We start from the raw sequence: 18,194 nt of genomic DNA, 5'->3' as shown, positions 1-18,194 counted from the left end.
TCGGCTTTCAAGTTAACCGGGGCGGGTAGGCTCCCTTGCAGGAGCCAGCGACGCTTGTGTCCCGAATCTCATGTTCGGTACACCGGAGGAATTGTAGTGGTCGATCACATTCTTCAAAACAGGCATGGTGCCTGCAACCGCCGCCCGGGCACGAGTTGCAGCGGCTTGGCTCCTCGGCGCGCGGTAAGCGACGGGGCCTCGAAGACACGTGCAGCGGGATTTGGACTGCACGTTTTGATGCACGCGGTCGCGGTCGCCGGTCCGCGGTGCCGGCCGGGTGCGGCTGTACGGGACGGGCTAGACGCAGCGCCGATCGTCGTTACACTTCGTTGTGCCTGGTCGTGCCGCCCGGGGGTGAGGGTGCGGTGATCGAGGCGTAGGAAGAGGCCGGCGCGTTGACTTGGGTCCCTTCGCTGACCGGATCAAGACTTCGAATGGCCCGAACGCAAATCACAACCTAGGAGTTGCATAGTTGGTTGAGTTGACCCCGGAAAGTGTGGAGATAAGGACGCTGGGCCTCGTCTACTACCCCCAGGATGACGGCGAAGGCTTCCTGGGTGAGCTTTCAAACATGGTCGAAGAGCTGTACTGCCCAGACGCGCGTTTTCGGGCCGTTTGCCAGTCAGTTGATGCGGAAGGCGGGAAACTCGGGGTACGCACCAAGTATCAGGAGATCGCCAAGGCCTTCCCGGGCGCCCTGCGGCAGCGCATCGAATCGGCATTCGCCAGCCCGTTCAATCGCGTGACTGCTAACGCTCTTCGAGACGAGTTCGAGAAGAGCAACAGCAGTGAGAAGGATCGCAACACATGGGGCGCTTGCGTGTACCTGGCGAAGCATGGCGGGTTGGTGAACCTGAACGCTAACCAGATGAAATCCTTTGCCCGTGAGGCTTGGTGCGTTGGGGGCATGCAAGACACTCCGGTCGAAATGATGCTGAATTGCCCGGAATGCAAGGAAGAATCTTCAGGCCTCGTCTGGCTGGCACCGCACGGACGCCCCCACCGCTGGTACTTGAAATGCGCGCGATGCGGCTATGAAGAAGGGACGTCTGTCGCGTTCGACCCGACTCCAGGCTCATCCGATGCGACGGAGGTGCGAATTCGCAACCGGCTCCTGTCGAACCCCGCCGTCACAGGACCGGGTGCCTATTCCCGAGAGATTCGAGAGAAGGCGTCGAAGGCGCTGAAGGCGCATACGCAAAACGTCGAAGCGAGCATCGAGCAGGAGATCCACGCCCAGGTTCGCAAAGGAGCGGAGCATTGGGGACTGAGAGACCGAATCTGGAAATTCCGGCTCTACGCGGATTGCTGCACGGAGCTGTTGGAGAACTTGCAGAACGGCATCCCGCTCAGACCGACCACGCGTGACAGGTACGGGGCAAGTAAGTCCGCAGTGGACGAGATCGTCGACGACATCACGCGCGAAAGGGCCGAGCTGATCCCTGTGAGTATTGAGCACTTCGCGCAGCACTGGCGAGACGCTTTCAGTGTCCGGCAGGGCAAGCTGGAAGATGCGATAGAAGCAGCAGACGCGGTCGAGGCAGCGGTGCAAGCAGCCTCACTCGTGGAGGACTGCCGTTCTTGGGGGCTAATCGCGCCGAGGGCCATCAGCGTCTCGCTCCCCAAAGGCGAGCTACCGCCGCCGGCACCGTTGAAGCCCCGAGTAAACGTGGAACGGCTGCAGGATGTGTCCGTCACCGAGCTGGCCCGGTTCCTTGCCGCAAGCCTGAGCACGGGGGTAGTGAAGATCGACCCCGACGAGGTGGCCAAGGTCTTGCGGCGGTTCCCAACCGAGCGCCGGTTGTCGCACGAGACGTAACCCGGCAGTACCCCTCGAAAACCGACTCGTGGTTCGAATGCCGATATGCTGAACCCAGAGGATCATGGTCGAGCGTCTGGTGCTGGCCATCGACTGAGCTGTCGGCGGTGGTGGGGGCGCAGAGCGACCTCAGCGGCCCGCCGCCTGTATGGACCAGAGGTGGCTTGCGGCGGCCAAATCTGACGAACTGGTGGCCTTCAGGGCCACCAGCGTGATCTCGGTTGACCGTGCAGTGACCTGCTATACGAGTCCCCTTCATGCTTAGGCCAGCTCGGCCCTCAGTTCTACGGGGCGTCGGTCTGATGAGCATCCTGTCGAGCGGGTGAAGCCTTTGCGGCCCGACGCTTCTTTGCGGCCGGCCTGGCGGGGGCGAGGGGCACCGAGGCGCGTTTGCGCACTTGTTTGGATGCGACGCTGGACACGCCCGCTCGACGCGATGCAGTCGTGTCCTTTGCTTTCCGATTGGCGGAGGTTTTCGCCCCACGAGCCGTCTTCCTGGCCGTGGTCTTCTTGGCTGCAGCCGTCTTCACTCCGGCGCGACCCTTCTTGACGGGAACGGGCGCAGTGCCATCGCTTACTCCACTGGACTTGCGCGCTGGCTTCAGGAGAAACGATTCAAGCGCTTCGCCGCGTTCCAATGCAGCCCGCAACCAGGCCGGGCGGGGACCACGACCGGACCAGCTGTTGCCGTTCCCGTCTTGGTACTTCGGCACCGCTGACGTCGATGCTTTGCGTCCCGTCGCCTTCTGCTCGCCCCCGAACACGTCCTTAGGCGTGAAGCCGTAGAGCGCGACCTGCTTCCTGATCTCCTTCAGGACCCCGGTCCCTTCCTTTCGCTTCGCCACTTCCATCTGGCGACGCAGGGCTTCCATCTGTTCTTGAAGTTGCGCATAGGTCTTCGGCATTTGAACGGTACTCCAAAAGAACGGAGGCCGAGCATACTTCAACGAGCGCGCCGACTAGCACCGCGTCTTACCGGCGGTGCGTTTGGACCGGCCAAGACGCCGCTCTCTGCACCCTATACAGATTCACTTGATTCTTTCATGTTGGTCGCTGTTCGCAAGATGCGCGTCGAAGGCAAGAAGGTGCCGCCGCAGGAGTTCGCTGCCTTCAGCGTTGCCTCGACGCAGAGTCGCCTCTAGCTCATCTCCAGCCGCCTGCTCACGGACGAGAGCGTGACCGTAGCAAAGCTCAGGGAAAGCCCCGGACCCTCAGGGCCGCACCTGCTGCCGCAGCTCGATCACGCCGCCGTCACCGCCATGCGCGGCAAACACTTCGTGGCCAGCGGCGTCGAGCTGGTGCGCGTCGGCACGCAAGCCTTCAGCTACCGACAGTCCTGGCTCTGCTAAGCGCTTTCCGAATCCATGACGCCGCCACCTCCGTCCGGCCAGCGCTGACCTTCAGAGCAAGCTGGATTGAGTCCAGGCAGCGATCGGTCTGCATTCGTCAGTTTTCGATGTTTACGAGGCGGGGAAGCGTGCGGGCGACGCAGTTAAGGAAGCGTGAAATATTCACGACGATGCGGCGGTCTGCAGGGTCGAGGATCTTTGCGCCGCGTGAGAATGATTTGCCGCAGCGGCGCGCGCGGCCGCCGGGTCTCGGGCAAAGAACTGTCTTTCGAGTTCGCGGCCTGACTGATCGCTTCAGGCTGAATGATGTCGCTCGAGTTCAGCGGCCGGGAGCCCGCTCGCGACCAGCCCGACCCCAGTTGTGTAGTCGCAGTACGCGCTTGGCTCCGCGGGCTCGGCAGCTCGACGCTGCTGGTTACGCCAACTACCGCCACGTCGTCGATGCGTCTCGCGAACCGGTTGTGCCAGCGCAACCAAACCATGCTAGACAACCCCTTCAGCCCGCGGTACAAGCTTTGCGCTGGGCATACGCCTTAACCCAGTATTGGCATAGCCCGGCGGGAGATTTACCTACCCGATCAAAGCAGAAGACACGCTGTGACGCTGGATATCGAGTCGGGCGAGAGCCGTAGGCCCAAAGTGAACAAAACAGGTGATCCTGGAAGAAGGTCGCCCGGCGAGAAGGACGATAGATGGCAACAAAAAAGGATAAGTACTCGGCTGGTGAGCAAGGCCTGGGCTACGTCTATCAGATTCGCTTTGCGCTCGCGCATCTGATGAAGCAGGACGAAAGCCAGTCTCTCTTCATCGAAGCCGATGACGACGTTCAGCTGGTCGATGTGGATGGCCAGAGCACGCTGGTCTCCCTCAAGCACAAGCAGGAAGGCGAGACCGTGGGTACGCTGTCGGTCGACTTCTGGAAGTCTGTCCGAATCTGGCTCAACCGCTACGCCCGCGATGGGAGGCTCGCTTGCGAACACTCCTTCTGCATGGCCACAACCGCGCGCGTCGGGCCGAGCTCGATGCTGAAGTACTTCCTCAGTGGTGCCGAGCCCATGTCCGACGACTTCCCAGCGCGCCTCGTCGCCGAACTTGACCGGTCGAGCACGGAACTGAGCCGAGAGATCAAAGCCGAGCTCGACAAGCTATCGACGGACGAGCGACGCGACTTTCTCTCTCGAGTCGTCATATTCGACAGCTCGCCTCGCATCCAGAGCCTCGACACAGAAATCGCCAAGCAACTGAAAGCAGTTCCTAGGCTGTATCGAGCGGATGTCCAGGAACGACTAGAGGGATGGTGGACGCGGCAGGCGATTGGCGTCATCGTTCGAGACCGTGAGCCCATCAGCGGCGCTGAGGTGTGGGACAAGGTTGCCAGCATCAACAGCGAGTACGCCGACGACAACCTGCCGATTACTTTCGACGATAGCTTTCCGGCGGGTGGTATTGACCCATCCAACGACACACGTCAATTTGTCGAACAGCTTCGGGCCATTGGAATGCCGACCGATAGCCTTGAGCTTGCCATCCTCGACTTCCATCGGGCCTTCTCGCAGCGGTCTCACTGGGCCCGGGTGAACGTGCTGTTCAACGGAGAAATGGCCAAGTTTGAGCAGCGGCTAGTTGATGAGTGGAAGCGAGCGAAAGCCTACGTCAAGGTGACCGAGACAGATACGGAAGAAAAGCTTCAGGATGCCGGGCAGCGGCTCTACGAATGGGCCGAAGCAAAGTCTGCCCACATCCAGATCAGGGCCCGAGTTACCGAGGAGTACGTTCGCCGCGGGACATTCCACATCCTTGCCGATCGGAAACCTATCCCTGGAGTGCATTGGCACCCCAGGTTTCTTGAGCGCCTCAAGACCACCCTGCAGGCGAACTGATGATTGACTGGTCTTCACGCCCGATCGAGGAGCGAAATCTATTCAATCCGGCGTACTGCGCGCTTGTGCTTGCGTCGGCGCTCCGCGCTTACCAGAAGCAAGCTCAGGCTCCAATGCCGTACTCCCTAGCGCTTCTCGTGCTGCCACTGTGCCTGCACCAAGAAATGCGTGACGAGATCTGCGCCAACAAAAAAGTCTCAGTCCTCCGCGTACTCGCCAGGCGTCCCGACTTGCTGGTTGACTTCGCGCGGCGTGCCCAGGGTCTCATTCAACACGCCATGGAGGCTCTCGCACTTTTAGCAAGCCGCGAGTGCATTACCGTCAGCGAGGCCGGCGGTATTCAACTGCTCCCACGGAGGGTCTCACCAGAGCCATTGGGAACGGAGGACGCCGAGCAGTGCCGCGTAGCAGCCGCCATCCTCGGCCGCGACTTTGCGCAGATCAATGACCGCGTGACCATCTATACCAGCTTGTCTATTCGCCCATGAAGATTGCTTCGATCCACATTTATAGCCATGACGGTCGCCGGCGGGATCTCCCTTTCAACACCGATGGGCTGAACATCATTACCGGCTTGGCATCGACGGGAAAGTCTTCTCTTTCGGACATCGTCGAGTACTGCATGGGCGAGGCAGACTGCAAGATTGCAGAGGGTTTCATCCGGGAGAAGGTTTCTTGGTTCGCAGTCACATTTCAGTTCCCTGCAGAGCAAGTATTCGTCGCTAAGCCGAACCCAAAGCCGGGTCAGGTCAAATGCTCGCTTGCTATGGTTAGACGAGGAGCGAAGATTGAGCCGCCGCCCTTCTCGGCCCTTAAGCACGACGGCGGCGATGAGCTGGTGCAAGAGGTTCTATCTTCCCTGCTCGGCATTCCAGAGGCAAAAACAGCAGTTCCTGAGAACAGCAGTCGCGCGAGCTACTCGGTCAACGTCAAGCACACGGTCTTCTACCTTTTTCAGAAGCAGGGCTTGGTAGCCAGCAAGGATCTCTTGTTTTATCGACAGGGCGAGGAGCACTTGCCACAGACCATCCGCGATACGTTCGCCGTCCTCTTCGGCGTGTCGAAGGTTGGTGATATCGAGGCGGAGGCATACCGGCGGGCAGCTCAGCGTGAGCTGCGGATTGCTCAAAAGGAACTTCGCGCCGCGGAAGAGTCTGAGGATGCATTGGACACGCGCGGGATTGGGCTTTTGGCAGAGGCCCGAACTGTTGGCATTCCATTCTCCAATGTGCCGGCGGGAGGCGCGAGCGAGAGCGACCTGATCAACTCGCTGCGACAGGTGCTGGCCTGGAGGCCTGGGCCGACTCCTCTGCTGGGCGATGGGGAGTTGTCGAGGTTGCAGGCACGCCGAGTCAAACTGCGTGCCGAGCGCCGGCGTCTGCAGGACCAAATCGTTGCCGCACAACGCTACACAAACGGCGTCTCCGACTTTGAGAAGGAAGCCCAGGAACAGCGCTCAAGGCTTGAGTCCATCAAGGCATTGCCGCGCGACGCGAACGGTGCGTGGCAGTGGCCGTTTCTCAGTGAATCCGACGCCCGAATGGAAGGCATTGCGGAGCTGCTTCTTCAGGAGCTGAAGAGCCTCGATAGCGATTTAGCAAACGTCGGAGGGACGCGACCTCGTCTTGAAGAGCACCTTGCGTCGCTGACCAAGCGCGCTAGTGAGGTATCTGAGGCGATTCGCGAGGTTGAGGCGGACCTGGCAGCGGCCGTCCTGGCAGAAGAGAAGGCCTCGGCTCAAGAGGACGCGAACACACAAGCAGCAAGAGTTCAGGGTCGAGTTAGCTTTTTCCTCGACAGCATCAAGCCTAGCGACTCCCTCGCCGCCCTCAAGCTGAAAGTCGATCGACTCGAAGCCAAGGTTGATCACTGGGCAAAACTCGCAGGCTCTGACGACGACGCCGAGGCCCGATTGGAGTCAATTCTCACAAACGTGTCCGCGACGCTGACGGAACTGGTTCGTGAATTCAAAGCCTATTTCCACGAGTTCCCGTTCAGGCTTGATGTGAACAAGCTGACCGTTGTGGTCGAGCGCCCGGGAGATCCGGTCCCCATGAATCGCACAGGGGGCGGTGCCAACTGGCTTGCGTATCACATCTCAGCGCTGCTCGCCCTGCATCACTATGCGGCGAAGAACCGAGTCCCAATTCCTCGGTTTCTGATGCTGGACCAGCCCACACAGGTGTACTTTCCCTCGCAGACCATCTACGAGTCAGTTGCTGGGGATGCCAAACTTACCCAGACTGTCGACGTTGATCTAATGGCCGCAAGAAGGCTGTTCGAGACCTTGTTGCGCTTCACCACGAAGCTGGTGCCCGGATTCCAGTTGATCGTAACGGAGCACGCAAACTTCGCCGACACCTGGTTCCAGGATGCTCTGGTCGAGCAACCTTGGACCGATCCCCCGGCACTGGTTCCCAATGACTGGCCCAGCTGGAGAAAATGATTTATCTAGGGTCATCCGGCTTCGAGTTGAGCGGTCCCGACTGTCGGCGGCCGATCTTGCTCTAAATCCCCAAGAGACTATGTGACGAAATGTCTAATTCCACCTGCCTTTCGGATCGACTCGATTTTGGGTTGGTCCAAGTGGGCTCGGAAGTGTCAGGTCAAGTCGTCAAAACGTGGTCGCCCGCGTGGTGCGAGTAGGCGCGGTGAGTTCAACGTTTGCTGCGCTTCGTACCTCGACCATTCAGACCTCTGCGCTTCGGCTTCGATGAAAGGCCGAAAGGTGGAAGGGAGCGTGAATGCCGTTCTTCAGGCCGTGACCGTGAGCAACCTCTGCGTACTAGTCATCGGCGTCGGCACGTGTAACGGCCGCAACGGGTCGGGACGCGGCGGCCACTCCTTTCCATACTAGTCATCAGCCGGCAGGCCCCTGTTTTTCGTGCGTCTTTGCTACACCAAGACCCTGGAAAACCGCTCTATTCGACCCTCGCGTAAGTCCGCGTCAGCAAAGGACTTCTGCGTAGGCCAGACGGAAAAAGTTGCCCTACTTTTTAGAGAAGAGAGAGGAAAAGAGAGTCCAACCGGGCCAAAAACGGCGGGGAAGGACGCAGGCGTGGCCTACGCAGAACGGCCGGGAACCCCGCGCCGTTGCGGGAAACCCAGAAAGCAAAACGCCCAACCGAGAGCGGTTGGGCGTTGTGTCTTGGTGCCGGTGAAGAGAGTCGAACTCCCGACCTTCGCATTACGAATGCGCTGCTCTACCAACTGAGCTACACCGGCAAAGAAACGCGATTCTAGCAGTTCTTTCCGCGATCAGGGAAGAGGGCGCCAGCTCCGTTCCAGCCCACCCTCACCCCGTCGAAGGCCCTTACCGCCCCCCCGCCTCCAGGTGATAAGCCGTCACCCGCTCCACCTCGTTTTTCGACCCCAGCACCACGCTCACGCGCTCGTGCAGCTTGCTCGGTTTCACGTCCAGAATCCGCTGGTGCCCATTCGTGGCTGCCCCACCGGCTTGCTCCACCAAGAAGCTCATCGGGTTCGCCTCGTACAGCAAGCGCAGCTTCCCCGGCTTGTCCGGCTCGCGCTGGTCCCACGGGTACATGAAGATGCCGCCGCGGGTCAGAATGCGGTGCACATCGGCCACCATCGAGGCCACCCAGCGCATGTTGAAGTCCTTGCCGCGCGGGCCTTCCTTGCCGGCCAGGCATTCGTCGATATAACGGCGCACCGGCGGGGCCCAGTGGCGCATGTTGCTCATGTTGATCGCGAATTCCTTGGTGTCGGGCGGAATGCGCACCCCGTCTTGCGTCAGCACCCACGAGCCCTGTTCACGGTCAAGGGTGAACATCGCCACGCCGTCGCCCACGGTCAGCACCAGCGTGGTCTGGGGTCCATAGACGCAATAGCCTGCCGCGGCCTGCTGGTGGCCGGGCTGCAAGAAGTCTTCTTCGCTGACGCCGGCGTGCCCCTCGGGCTTCTTCAGCACCGAGAAGATGGTGCCGATGCTGACGTTGACGTCGATGTTGCTGGAGCCGTCGAGCGGATCGAACAGCAGCATGTATTCGCCTTGAGGAAAGCGGTTGGGCACGACATAGATGCCGTCCATCTCCTCCGACGCCATCGCGGCCAAATGGCCGCCCCATTCGTTGGCCTCGATGAGCACCTCGTTGGCGATCACGTCGAGCTTCTTCTGCACCTCACCTTGCACGTTCTCGGTGCCGGCCGTGCCGAGCACGTCGCCCAAGGCGCCCTTGTTGACGCTGATGGCGATGCGCTTGCACGCGCGCGCCACCACCTCGATCAAGAGGCGCAGCTGCCCCGGAATATGGCCGTGCAGGCGCTGCTGCTCGACCAGGTATTGCGTGAGGCTCACGCGTTTGGTGCTCATCTCAAAGACTCCCTAAAGTGAACAAATGCATTATCGAGTCAGACGGGCCCCGGGGCCGTCGGCCGGGGACACCTTGGTTCAGTCGCCCAGCGCGCGCGTGACGATCTCGCGCACGTCGTCGCTCAGTTCCGCCCGTGCCGCCACACGCGCAATCGCCTCGCGCGCGGCGCTACGGTAAGGCTCGGCCAGTTGGCGCCAGCGGTCCATCGCGCGTGCCACGCGCGCGGCCAGCTGCGGGTTGATGGCGTCGAGCTCGAGCACGCGGTCAGCCCAGAACACGTAGCCGGCCGCATCGCGGCGGTGGAACGCGGCCGGGTTCGAGAAGCACAGCGCGGTGATCAGGCTGCGCGCACGGTTGGGGTTGCGCAGCGAAAAATCCGGGTGCGACAGCAGCTGCCGTGCGCGGGCGAACACCTTGCCGTCTTTCTCGGGCGCCGAGGCCTGCAGCGCAAACCACTTGTCGATCACCAGCGCCTCGTCCTTGAACAGCGCGTGAAAACGCTCGAGCGCCGGCTCGGCCAGCTCGCTGTGCGCGCCCACCAAGGCGCTCAAGGCGCCCAGGCGGTCGGTCATGTTGTCGGCGTCCTTGAAGCGCTGATAGGCCTTGCCGGGCCACAACGGCGACTGCCGCTCCACCGCCGCGAGGCACAGGTTGCCGAGCGCCAGGTTGACCAAACCCCGGCGGCCCGCTGACGCGGCGTCGGGCGAGTAGCCTTCATTGGCCACCTGGTAGTGGTCGAAGGCCCATTCCCAATCCGCGTGCAGCGCCTGCGCCAGCTGCAGCCGCAACGATTCGCGCACGGCATGGATACGCTGAGGGTCCACCTCCTCGAGCTGCTCGGCGATGTAGCTCTCGCCCGGCAAGGTCAGCAGCAGTTCCTTGAAGGCGGCGTCGAGCGTCGGGTGGTGCAGCACGGCGCGCAAGGCGTCGATCACCGGCGCGTCGAGGTGCACCTGTCCGTCGCCTTTGACCGCCGCCAGCAGCCGGTTGAGCGCCAGCCGTTGCCCGGCCTCCCAGCGGTTGAAGGGGTCGTGGTCGTGGGCCAGCAAGATCAGCAGCTCGGCGTCGCTCAGCGTGTCTTCGAGCACCACCGGTGCCGAAAAGCCGCGCAGCAGCGACGGCACGGGCTCGGCGTCGAGGCCGACGAACTCGAAATGCTGGGTCGTTTCCGACAGCACCAGCACCCGCTCGGTGCCCGCCGCGGCGTTTTCGCCGACCAGTTGCAGCGGCAGGGCGCGGCCGTCGTCGCGGCCCACCAGGCCCAGGGCCACGGGGATCACGAAGGGCGCCTTGTCAGGCTGGCCGGGTGTGGGGGGGCACGACTGGCTCAGCTCTAGGCGGTAGGTGCGCATCTCGGCGTTGTAATAGCCGCGCGCATGCACCCGCGGCGTGCCGGCCTGGCTGTACCAGCGCTTGAATTGGTCCAACTGGCGCGCCAGCGCGCTGTCGGGGTTGGCGTCGGCAATCGCCTGGGCGAAATCGTCGCAGGTCACCGCCTGGCCATCATGGCGCTCGAAGTAGAGCGTCATGCCGCGCGCAAACCCCTCGCGGCCCACCAGCGTCTGCATCATGCGCACCACCTCGGCGCCCTTGTCGTAGACGGTCGCGGTGTAGAAGTTGTCGATCGCCATGTAGCTGTCGGGCCGCACCGGGTGCGCCATCGGGCCGGCGTCTTCGGGGAACTGATGCTGCCGCAGCGTGCGCACGTCGTCGATGCGCTTGACGGCACGCGCGCTCGGCGAGCCGGCCAGGTCCTGGCTGAACTCCTGGTCGCGGAAGACGGTCAGGCCTTCCTTGAGGCTCAGCTGGAACCAGTCGCGGCAGGTGACGCGGTTGCCGGTCCAGTTGTGGAAGTACTCATGCCCCACCACGCTCTCAATGCCGAAGAAGTCGGTGTCGGTCGCGGTAGCGGGGTTGGCCAGCACGTACTTGGTGTTGAAGATGTTGAGGCCCTTGTTCTCCATCGCGCCCATGTTGAAGTCGCTGACGGCGACGATCATGAAGCGGTCGAGGTCGAGCGACAGGCCAAAACGCGCTTCGTCCCACGCCACCGAGGCGATCAGCGAGCGCATCGCATGCTCGGTCTTGTCGAGGTCGCCGGCCCGCACGTAGACCTGCAGCAGGTGGTCGCGCCCCGAGCGCGAGCGGATCTTCTGCTCGCGGCACACCAGCTTGGCTGCGACCAGCGCAAACAGATAGCTGGGCTTGGGGAAAGGGTCGCTCCACTTGGCGTAGTGCTTGTGGCCGCCGTCCAGCTCACCTTGCTCGATGAGGTTGCCGTTGGACAGCAGCACAGGGAAGCGCGCCTTGTCGGCCTTGAGTGTGACGGTGTAGACCGCCATCACGTCGGGCCGGTCGAGGAAGTAGGTGATGCGGCGGAAGCCCTGCGCTTCGCATTGCGTGAAGAAGCCGCCGCTGGAGGTGTAGAGGCCCGACAGCTGGGTGTTCTTCTCGGGTGCGCAGGTGGTGCGCACTTCGAGTGTGAAGGGCTCGGCCGGCAGGTTCTCGAGCACCAGCTGGTGGTTCTCGACGCGAAACGACACCGACTCGCCGTTGACCAGCACCCGGGTCAGGTTCAGGTCTTCGCCGTCGAGGCGCAAGGCCTGCACGGGCACCTGCTCGTTGCGCTCGATCTGCATGCGGTTGAAGACCAGCGTCTTGGCAGGGTCGAGGTCGAAGGTCAGGTCGACGGTCTTGATCCAGTAGGCCGGCGGGGCGTAGTCCTCGCGGCGGGTCACGGCGGCAGTGCCTTCTCGCATGGTGGTGTCTTTCTCTCGTTGCGGCCCGGCGTGCGCAACAGGACGCCGGGCCCGGGATTTCAGATGCCTTGCTTCAGGCTGGCTTCGATGAACGCGTCCAGGTCTCCGTCCAGCACTTTCTGGGTGTTGGAAATCTCGACGTTGGTGCGCAGGTCCTTGATACGGCTCTGGTCGAGCACATACGAACGGATCTGGTGGCCCCAGCCCACGTCGGTCTTGCTGTCTTCCAGCTTCTGCTGCTCGGCCAGACGCTTGCGCATCTCATGCTCGAACAATCGCGAACGCAGCATCTGCCACGCCTCGTCGCGGTTGCGGTGCTGCGAGCGGTCGTTCTGGCACTGCACCACGATACCGGTGGGCATGTGCGTGAGACGCACCGCCGAGTCGGTCTTGTTGATGTGCTGACCACCGGCGCCCGAGGCGCGGAAGGTGTCGGTGCGCACGTCGGCCGGGTTGATCTCGATTTCGATCGAGTCGTCCACCTCAGGGTAGACGAACACGCTGGCAAACGAGGTGTGGCGCCCGCCCGAGGAGTCGAACGGGCTCTTGCGCACCAGGCGGTGCACGCCGGTTTCGCTGCGCAGATAGCCGAACGCGTATTCGCCTTCGACCTTGATGGTGGCGCTCTTGATGCCCGCGACGTCGCCTTCGGACTCTTCCATCACCTCGGTCTTGAAGCCGCGGCGTTCGCAATAGCGCAAATACTGGCGCAGCAGCATGCTGGCCCAGTCGCAGGCTTCTGTGCCGCCGGCGCCAGCCTGGATGTCGATGAAGCAGTTGTTGGGGTCGGCCGGGTTGCTGAACATGCGGCGGAACTCGAGCTGTTCGAGTTCGGCGGTGAGGCCGTTCACCTCGGCCTCGATGGCCTGCAGGCCAGCGTGGTCGTCATCGTCCTTCGAGAGCTCGAACAGTTCGCTGTTGTCCGACAGCTCCGACTCGAGCCGGCTGATGGTCAGCACGACGGCTTCGAGTGCCTTCTTTTCGCGGCCGAGTTCCTGCGCGTGTTTGGGGTCGTTCCAGACCGTCGGGTCTTCGAGCGCGGCGTTGACTTCGCTCAGGCGGTGGGATTTGGTCTCCCAGTCAAAGATACCTCCGAAGCTCGGCGGTGCGCCGAGTCAGGTCTTCGAGTGAGGCGCCCAGGGCGTTGATGCGTTCTGCGTCCATGTCTCATGTCCTTCTCAAAACACGCGATTTTCTCACGCAGCGCGCCCGTCGGCGGCTCAGGGGGCGTTCAGATGTGCATCGATCAGTTCGGCCAGCGCCTCGGGCTGGTCGTGGTGCAACATGTGGCCGGCCGGGCTCAGGACGTGGCGCTGCAGCTGCGGCACCACCGCCAGACGGGACTCGAAATCGCTGCGCGGGTAGCGGTCGCCCCACCATTTGCTGACGTCGGTGCGGTCGCCTTCGACCCACAACGTCGGCGCGGTGATGCGGCGCCAGCAGGCCAGCACTTCTTCCTTGCGGTAGAGCACCGGGTTGGCGCGCTTGTGGGCCGGGTCGCCCAGGATGGCCCAGCGGCCTTGCGCGTCCTGGCGCGCCCAGTGCGGGGCCAGCCACTCGGCAAACTCGGGCCGCAGCAGCGGGTTGTTCTTGCGCAGCCGCTCGGCCACCGCGTCGAGCGACTCGTAGCTGCGCAGCTCGGCCGGCTGCTTCAACTCGTCGAGCCATTGCGCGTACCGCTTCGGCGCCTGTTCGGCGCGGCTGTCGGGCAGGCCGAAACCCTCCAGGTTGATCAACCGGCGCACCCGCTCCGGCCGCACGCCGGCATACAACATCGCGACGTTGCCGCCCATGCTGTGGCCCAGCAGGTCGATCTGCGGATGCTCGGGCAGCAGCTGGTCGAGTATGGCGTCGAGGTCGGCGAGATAGTCGGGGAACCAATAGGTGTCGGTGCCGGGCCACTCGGTTGGCCCGAAGCCGCGCCAGTCGGGCGCGATGATGTGTCGCTCGGTGTGCAGTGCGTCGACGACGAACTGGAACGACGCGGAGACGTCCATCCAGCCGTGGAGGAGGACGAGGGGAGGGCGCCCGACGTCCCTGGCACTTGCGCTCTCCCAGGTGCGCACGTGGTAGTGCAGTCCGCGCACGGCGAGGGTGTTGTTGGTCGAGCGACGGCTTGGCGTATAGGTCATGGGCGGGGTATCGTGAATAAAGCAGCTACGGACGAAAAATGCCGGCGTCAATCCATCGCCTGCGCCTGCACCATCCCAGCGTAAAGACCGCCGCGCTCCATCAGATCCTTGTGGGTGCCGCTTTCAACCACACGTCCATCGGACAGCACGTAGATGCGATCGGCGTTTCGGACCGTGCTGAGGCGGTGCGCGATCAGGATCAGGGTCTTCTCGCCCTGCCACCGCTCGATCGACTGCTGCACCACACGTTCGGACTCAGTGTCGAGTGCAGAGGTGGCTTCGTCGAAGATCCAGACCTTGGCGTTTTTGTAGAGCGCACGGGCGATCGCGACACGCTGTCGCTGCCCGCCTGACAACCTGCTCCCGTTCGTGCCGATGGTCGTCTGCACGCCTTCGGGCAGCCCGCTGACGAACTCCCACAAGTTGGCTGCGCGCAAACAGGCCTCGATACGGGCCGCATCTTTCGGCTGCGCGTACGCCACGTTGTCGGCGATCGAGCCGTCGAAGAGCACGATGTCTTGCGAAACAACGGCAAACTGCTTCCGCAGTGACGCCTTGCGGATAGATTGAACGTCGACGCCGTCGAGGGTGATGCAGCCGGCACTGGGCGCGACGAATCCCAGCGCGGCATTCACGATGGACGACTTTCCGGCACCTGAGGGTCCGACCAGGGCGATCGTCGCACCTGCCGGTATATCGAGGCTGAGGCCGTTGAGCGCTGGGCGGTCGCTGCCGGGATACAGGACGTCAACCTGGTCGAAGCGCAGTTCTCCGGCACAGTTGTCGACTTCGCGGGTGCCTTTGTCCGGTTCTGGCGGTGTGTCCATCAGATCGAAGCAGGCACGGGCGCCGATCAGGCCGCCGACGATGGGTTGCGTCACGTCGGTCAGGTGGCGCATCGGCGATATGGTCATCAGCATGGCAGTAATGAACGCGACGAACTCACCGACCGTCGACGATCCACGGTTGGCTTCCGCCAGTGCCAAGGCCAGTATCAGCGCCACACCGGTGCTGGCCACGACTTGCGTGAGCGGTGTCATCGTGGCCCCCGCGGCCACAGTCTTGAGGGTCGCCCGGCGCAACTTCTGTGCCTCGGCCTCGAAGCGTCGTGCCTCGAACTCCGCGGCATCGAAAGTTCTGACCACGCGCCATGCGCGCGTGATGTCGTCGACGATGCCCACCAGACGGATCTGCGATTCGTAGGAGTGGGTCCCGACGGACAGCACCCGCTTCTGCACCTTGCGTACCACCAGTGCCAACAGCGGCATCGTGATCAGTGATACCAGGGTGAGCTTCCAGTTCAAATAGAAGAGGTATCCGAGCAGCGCCACCAGTGTGGTGCCATCGCGCAGGATGGTCGTGACCGAACTCGCCAAGGCACTCGTCGCTCCTTGAGGATCATTGATCACGCGGGTCGCTGCGACACCGGGACTCAAGCTGTTGTACAAGCTGGCGTCGGCGTTCATCACCGACCGTATCAAGTCGCGACGTAGCGCCAACACGGCTTGCGAAGTCGACCAGTTGAACAAATAGGTTCCGACAAACGCCAGCAGCCCCCGCGTCGCGAAAAGGCCGATGACGGCAACCGGCACCATCCACAACGGAAACCCCAGTTGCGCTTTGAAGCCGCTGTCCAGCAGTTGCTTGAACAGTGCCGGCACAGCCGGCTCTATGGCTGCGGAAAGAAAAAAGCTGAGGACGCCGAGGAACATGCCCCTTTTATGGGGCTTGATGTATCCAAACAGGCGTCGCGCAGTAGTTTTGAGACTATTGTCCATGAAGCTTTGCCTTACCGAAATCGCTGAAGACGCTTCTGTATGCTGCGTTTCCACTTGTTGCGCCGACGTTTCCAGCGAGCGACAAACCGTTCAATGGAATGTCTGGATGATGACTCGGAGGGCGGTGTGTCCTGCCGTACCGGGGCGGCTGCGGCCGGCGTCATCGCATACATCGGAAGCTGGATGGCACCGATGCGGAATCTCTTGTCCCTGAGCATCGCGGCCCGAAGTTCTTGCGTGCTTGGCTCCCTTGGTGTGCGGCGCGTCTTACCCGCGACCTCGCGGAAGGCATGGATGTCGCTGGTGACCAGGATTCGATGGCCTGCGACCACAGCACGCATGCCGAGGTCCCAGTCCTCGGGAATGTCCATTTCTTCACGGTACCGCAATGTCCGCAGTACCGCGGTGCGCCCGAAGATTGCCCCCTGCAAATATCGGTTCTCGTGCAAACCGATCGCGCCGGCCTCGCCGATCAGAACCCGGGTGCGGCGCAGCCCGTCCCGGTCGCCCGAAAAGGGGTCCTGTCCCGGGCGAAAATCGGTGCACGGCGTCACGACGAAGTCGAAGTCCGGGTCACGCTGCAGCCCCTTGACGGCGAGCCCGATGAACTCCGGAGAAATGCGGACGCCGGGTTCCACGACGAGTACATAGTCTCCATTGGCCTGCGCCAGACCGAAATTCCGCGCTCTCGCCAGCCCCCCTGGCGCCGGGCTACGGATCACGCGAAAACTGGCGGTCTGACACTCGGCGAGTTTTTCGATGTAGGCCTTGCTCACCGGGTCGTACGATGCGTCGTCGACGACGATGATCTCGAGCTTGGGAAAGCCGCAGTCGAGCAGGTGCTGCAGCGTCCCACGCAGTGTGCTTTCCTCGTTGAAGTGCGTGACGATGGCGGTGACAGACGGCACGCTACCTGTGGACGAGTGAGCGTCTGAGCCGCCTTGAGTGCGTTGGCTCCAGGGCGCCTCCGTTTGAGTCGGCACCACCCGGCCCACCAGGGGCCGCGATTCAAAGATCGACATCAGTGCTTCGCACAAACCGTTGGGCGATCCGTCGAAGGTGATGCAGTTCTTGCCGTGCTCCCACGGTGTGCCGGGCTCAAATGCGGGATTGTGCCGGTTGAGCAAGCAAAGCGCGCCCGACATCGAGGCCTCGTAAGCCGCAAGGCAGAAAGATTCGTAAGCAGAGGGAAAGACGCAGACAGATCGGGAGATGACCGCCGCGCGCTCGGATGAGGAGGCAAAGGATGTAAACCGGAACCTGCTTTTCTGGTCCGGAGGGATCAGTGCCTGGATGCTCGAAAAATAGCGCTCATCAAAGCTGTGAGCCAGGAAGACGACGCTGCCCTGGTATCCCGGGTTGGATCTCAAGAAGCCGCTCACGCCGCGAATGAAAACATCCGGGCGTTTGAAATCCTGAATCTTCGAAGAAAATACGATAGGCGTCTCGTTTGAAATCTCTAGCGGTCCATCCTCTCGCGCTGGATGATCTAGCAAGACGGGCGGCGAGTGAACGGTGAGACGGGGCGTCCAGCTGGTTTCCGGGAACTGATAGAAATCGGCAACGGCTTGGGCGACCGACGGCAATTGCCCGACGACCAGATCGGCATCGGCCATCGCCTTGCGTTCGAGATCGTGCAGTGCGAGTGCGTGTGCATCGATGCCCCGACGCTCGTATGCCGCCAAAATGCCGTCGGAGGAGTGAAGTCGGACGGCAATCTGGCTGGCAAGGAAAGCACGTCCGAGGCGCTTTTCTTGAGTGGTGGCAAAAGCAAGACCGGCCCAGTCGGGGAACTCGATATAGTGCAGCGGCCCCAGTTCAACGTCCAACCGCTTCAACAGTTGCATCACGTGCACCGATTGCCAGTGCCACGGCGTGTCGTCGAAGGCCTCCTCGGGCGGATACAAGCTTCCCGCGTCATCGATCACTCGGTACCCATCAGCAAACACCGGGAACACCCGCACCCCAGGGTAGATAGCCTGCACGCGTGTGTTTTCAATGGCCTTGATGCCGACGGTGACGAGGACGGTCTCTTTCAGCTCAGCGGCGGATGAGGTGGCAAGGATGTTTGCGACCACGCGGCCGATTCCGCCGGCCGTAAAGGGGTGTAGCTCGGTGGTGACAAAGACGCGCATTGGAGTCC

The 18,194-nt window shown here is 62.4% G+C and carries 11 protein-coding genes and 1 tRNA gene; 4 read left to right on the top strand and 8 right to left on the bottom strand.

What is annotated here, in order from left to right; genetic code table 11:
- Positions 1 to 472: 472 nt before the first annotated feature.
- Positions 473 to 1,819, top strand: coding sequence for a hypothetical protein (locus AAW51_RS19695; RefSeq protein WP_047195965.1), 1,347 nt, complete (start codon positions 473 to 475; stop codon positions 1,817 to 1,819).
- A gap of 284 nt (positions 1,820 to 2,103) precedes the next feature.
- Here AAW51_RS19695 and AAW51_RS29380 read toward each other — a convergent pair whose 3' ends face one another.
- Positions 2,104 to 2,724, bottom strand: coding sequence for an H-NS histone family protein (locus tag AAW51_RS29380; RefSeq protein WP_083438436.1), 621 nt, complete (start codon positions 2,722 to 2,724; stop codon positions 2,104 to 2,106).
- Positions 2,725 to 3,860: 1,136 nt separating this feature from the next.
- Between AAW51_RS29380 and AAW51_RS19690 the strand changes: the two genes are divergently transcribed.
- The 3 genes from AAW51_RS19690 to AAW51_RS19680 are packed head-to-tail and all read left to right on the top strand — an operon-like array spanning position 3,861 to position 7,494.
- The gene (locus AAW51_RS19690; RefSeq protein WP_047195964.1) at positions 3,861 to 5,048 is read left to right on the top strand and encodes an ABC-three component system protein; all 1,188 of its coding nucleotides are present in this window, start codon (positions 3,861 to 3,863) and stop codon (positions 5,046 to 5,048) included.
- A complete protein-coding gene (locus tag AAW51_RS19685; protein WP_047195963.1) occupies positions 5,048 to 5,536 on the top strand; it encodes a three component ABC system middle component in 489 nt (162 codons plus the stop codon). The genes AAW51_RS19690 and AAW51_RS19685 overlap by 1 nt, the downstream gene beginning before the upstream one ends.
- A complete protein-coding gene (locus AAW51_RS19680) occupies positions 5,533 to 7,494 on the top strand; it encodes a DUF3732 domain-containing protein (RefSeq protein ID WP_047195962.1) in 1,962 nt (653 codons plus the stop codon). Before AAW51_RS19685 ends, AAW51_RS19680 begins: the two co-directional genes overlap by 4 nt.
- Before the next feature lie 703 nt (positions 7,495 to 8,197).
- Here AAW51_RS19680 and AAW51_RS19675 read toward each other — a convergent pair.
- The 7 genes from AAW51_RS19675 to AAW51_RS19645 all read right to left on the bottom strand — a co-directional run bounded on the left by AAW51_RS19675 (position 8,198) and on the right by AAW51_RS19645 (position 18,186).
- A tRNA-Thr gene (locus AAW51_RS19675) sits at positions 8,198 to 8,273 on the bottom strand.
- 88 nt (positions 8,274 to 8,361) lie between these two features.
- On the bottom strand, positions 8,362 to 9,381 hold the full coding sequence (locus tag AAW51_RS19670) for a class 1 fructose-bisphosphatase (RefSeq protein WP_047195961.1): 1,020 nt from the start codon (positions 9,379 to 9,381) through the stop codon (positions 8,362 to 8,364).
- Between the two features lie 78 nt (positions 9,382 to 9,459).
- The gene (gene pepN / locus AAW51_RS19665) at positions 9,460 to 12,141 is read right to left on the bottom strand and encodes an aminopeptidase N (RefSeq protein ID WP_047195960.1); all 2,682 of its coding nucleotides are present in this window, start codon (positions 12,139 to 12,141) and stop codon (positions 9,460 to 9,462) included.
- A 59-nt stretch (positions 12,142 to 12,200) separates the two neighbouring features.
- Positions 12,201 to 13,305, bottom strand: a protein-coding gene (prfB, locus tag AAW51_RS19660; protein ID WP_157359965.1) for a peptide chain release factor 2 whose coding sequence is annotated in 2 segments (ribosomal slippage) — positions 12,201 to 13,223 and positions 13,225 to 13,305 — 1,104 coding nt in all. Because the reading frame shifts where the segments join, the coding sequence is not laid out codon by codon here.
- Between the two features lie 56 nt (positions 13,306 to 13,361).
- Positions 13,362 to 14,273, bottom strand: coding sequence for an alpha/beta fold hydrolase (locus AAW51_RS19655; protein ID WP_047195958.1), 912 nt, complete (start codon positions 14,271 to 14,273; stop codon positions 13,362 to 13,364).
- Between the two features lie 47 nt (positions 14,274 to 14,320).
- On the bottom strand, positions 14,321 to 16,051 hold the full coding sequence (gene msbA, locus AAW51_RS19650) for a lipid A export permease/ATP-binding protein MsbA (protein WP_047195957.1): 1,731 nt from the start codon (positions 16,049 to 16,051) through the stop codon (positions 14,321 to 14,323).
- An 11-nt stretch (positions 16,052 to 16,062) separates the two neighbouring features.
- Positions 16,063 to 18,186 carry a glycosyltransferase gene (locus AAW51_RS19645; RefSeq protein ID WP_053013779.1) on the bottom strand — a complete coding sequence of 708 codons (2,124 nt, stop codon included), beginning with the start codon at positions 18,184 to 18,186 and terminating at the stop codon, positions 16,063 to 16,065.
- Between the last annotated feature and the right edge of the window lie 8 nt (positions 18,187 to 18,194).

The organism is Caldimonas brevitalea, from assembly GCF_001017435.1.
In the GTDB taxonomy this organism is placed as follows: Bacteria; Pseudomonadota; Gammaproteobacteria; order Burkholderiales; family Burkholderiaceae_C; genus Caldimonas; species Caldimonas brevitalea.
Note: the sequence above shows the minus strand (reverse complement) of the source record. Positions and strands in the feature narration are given on the sequence as shown.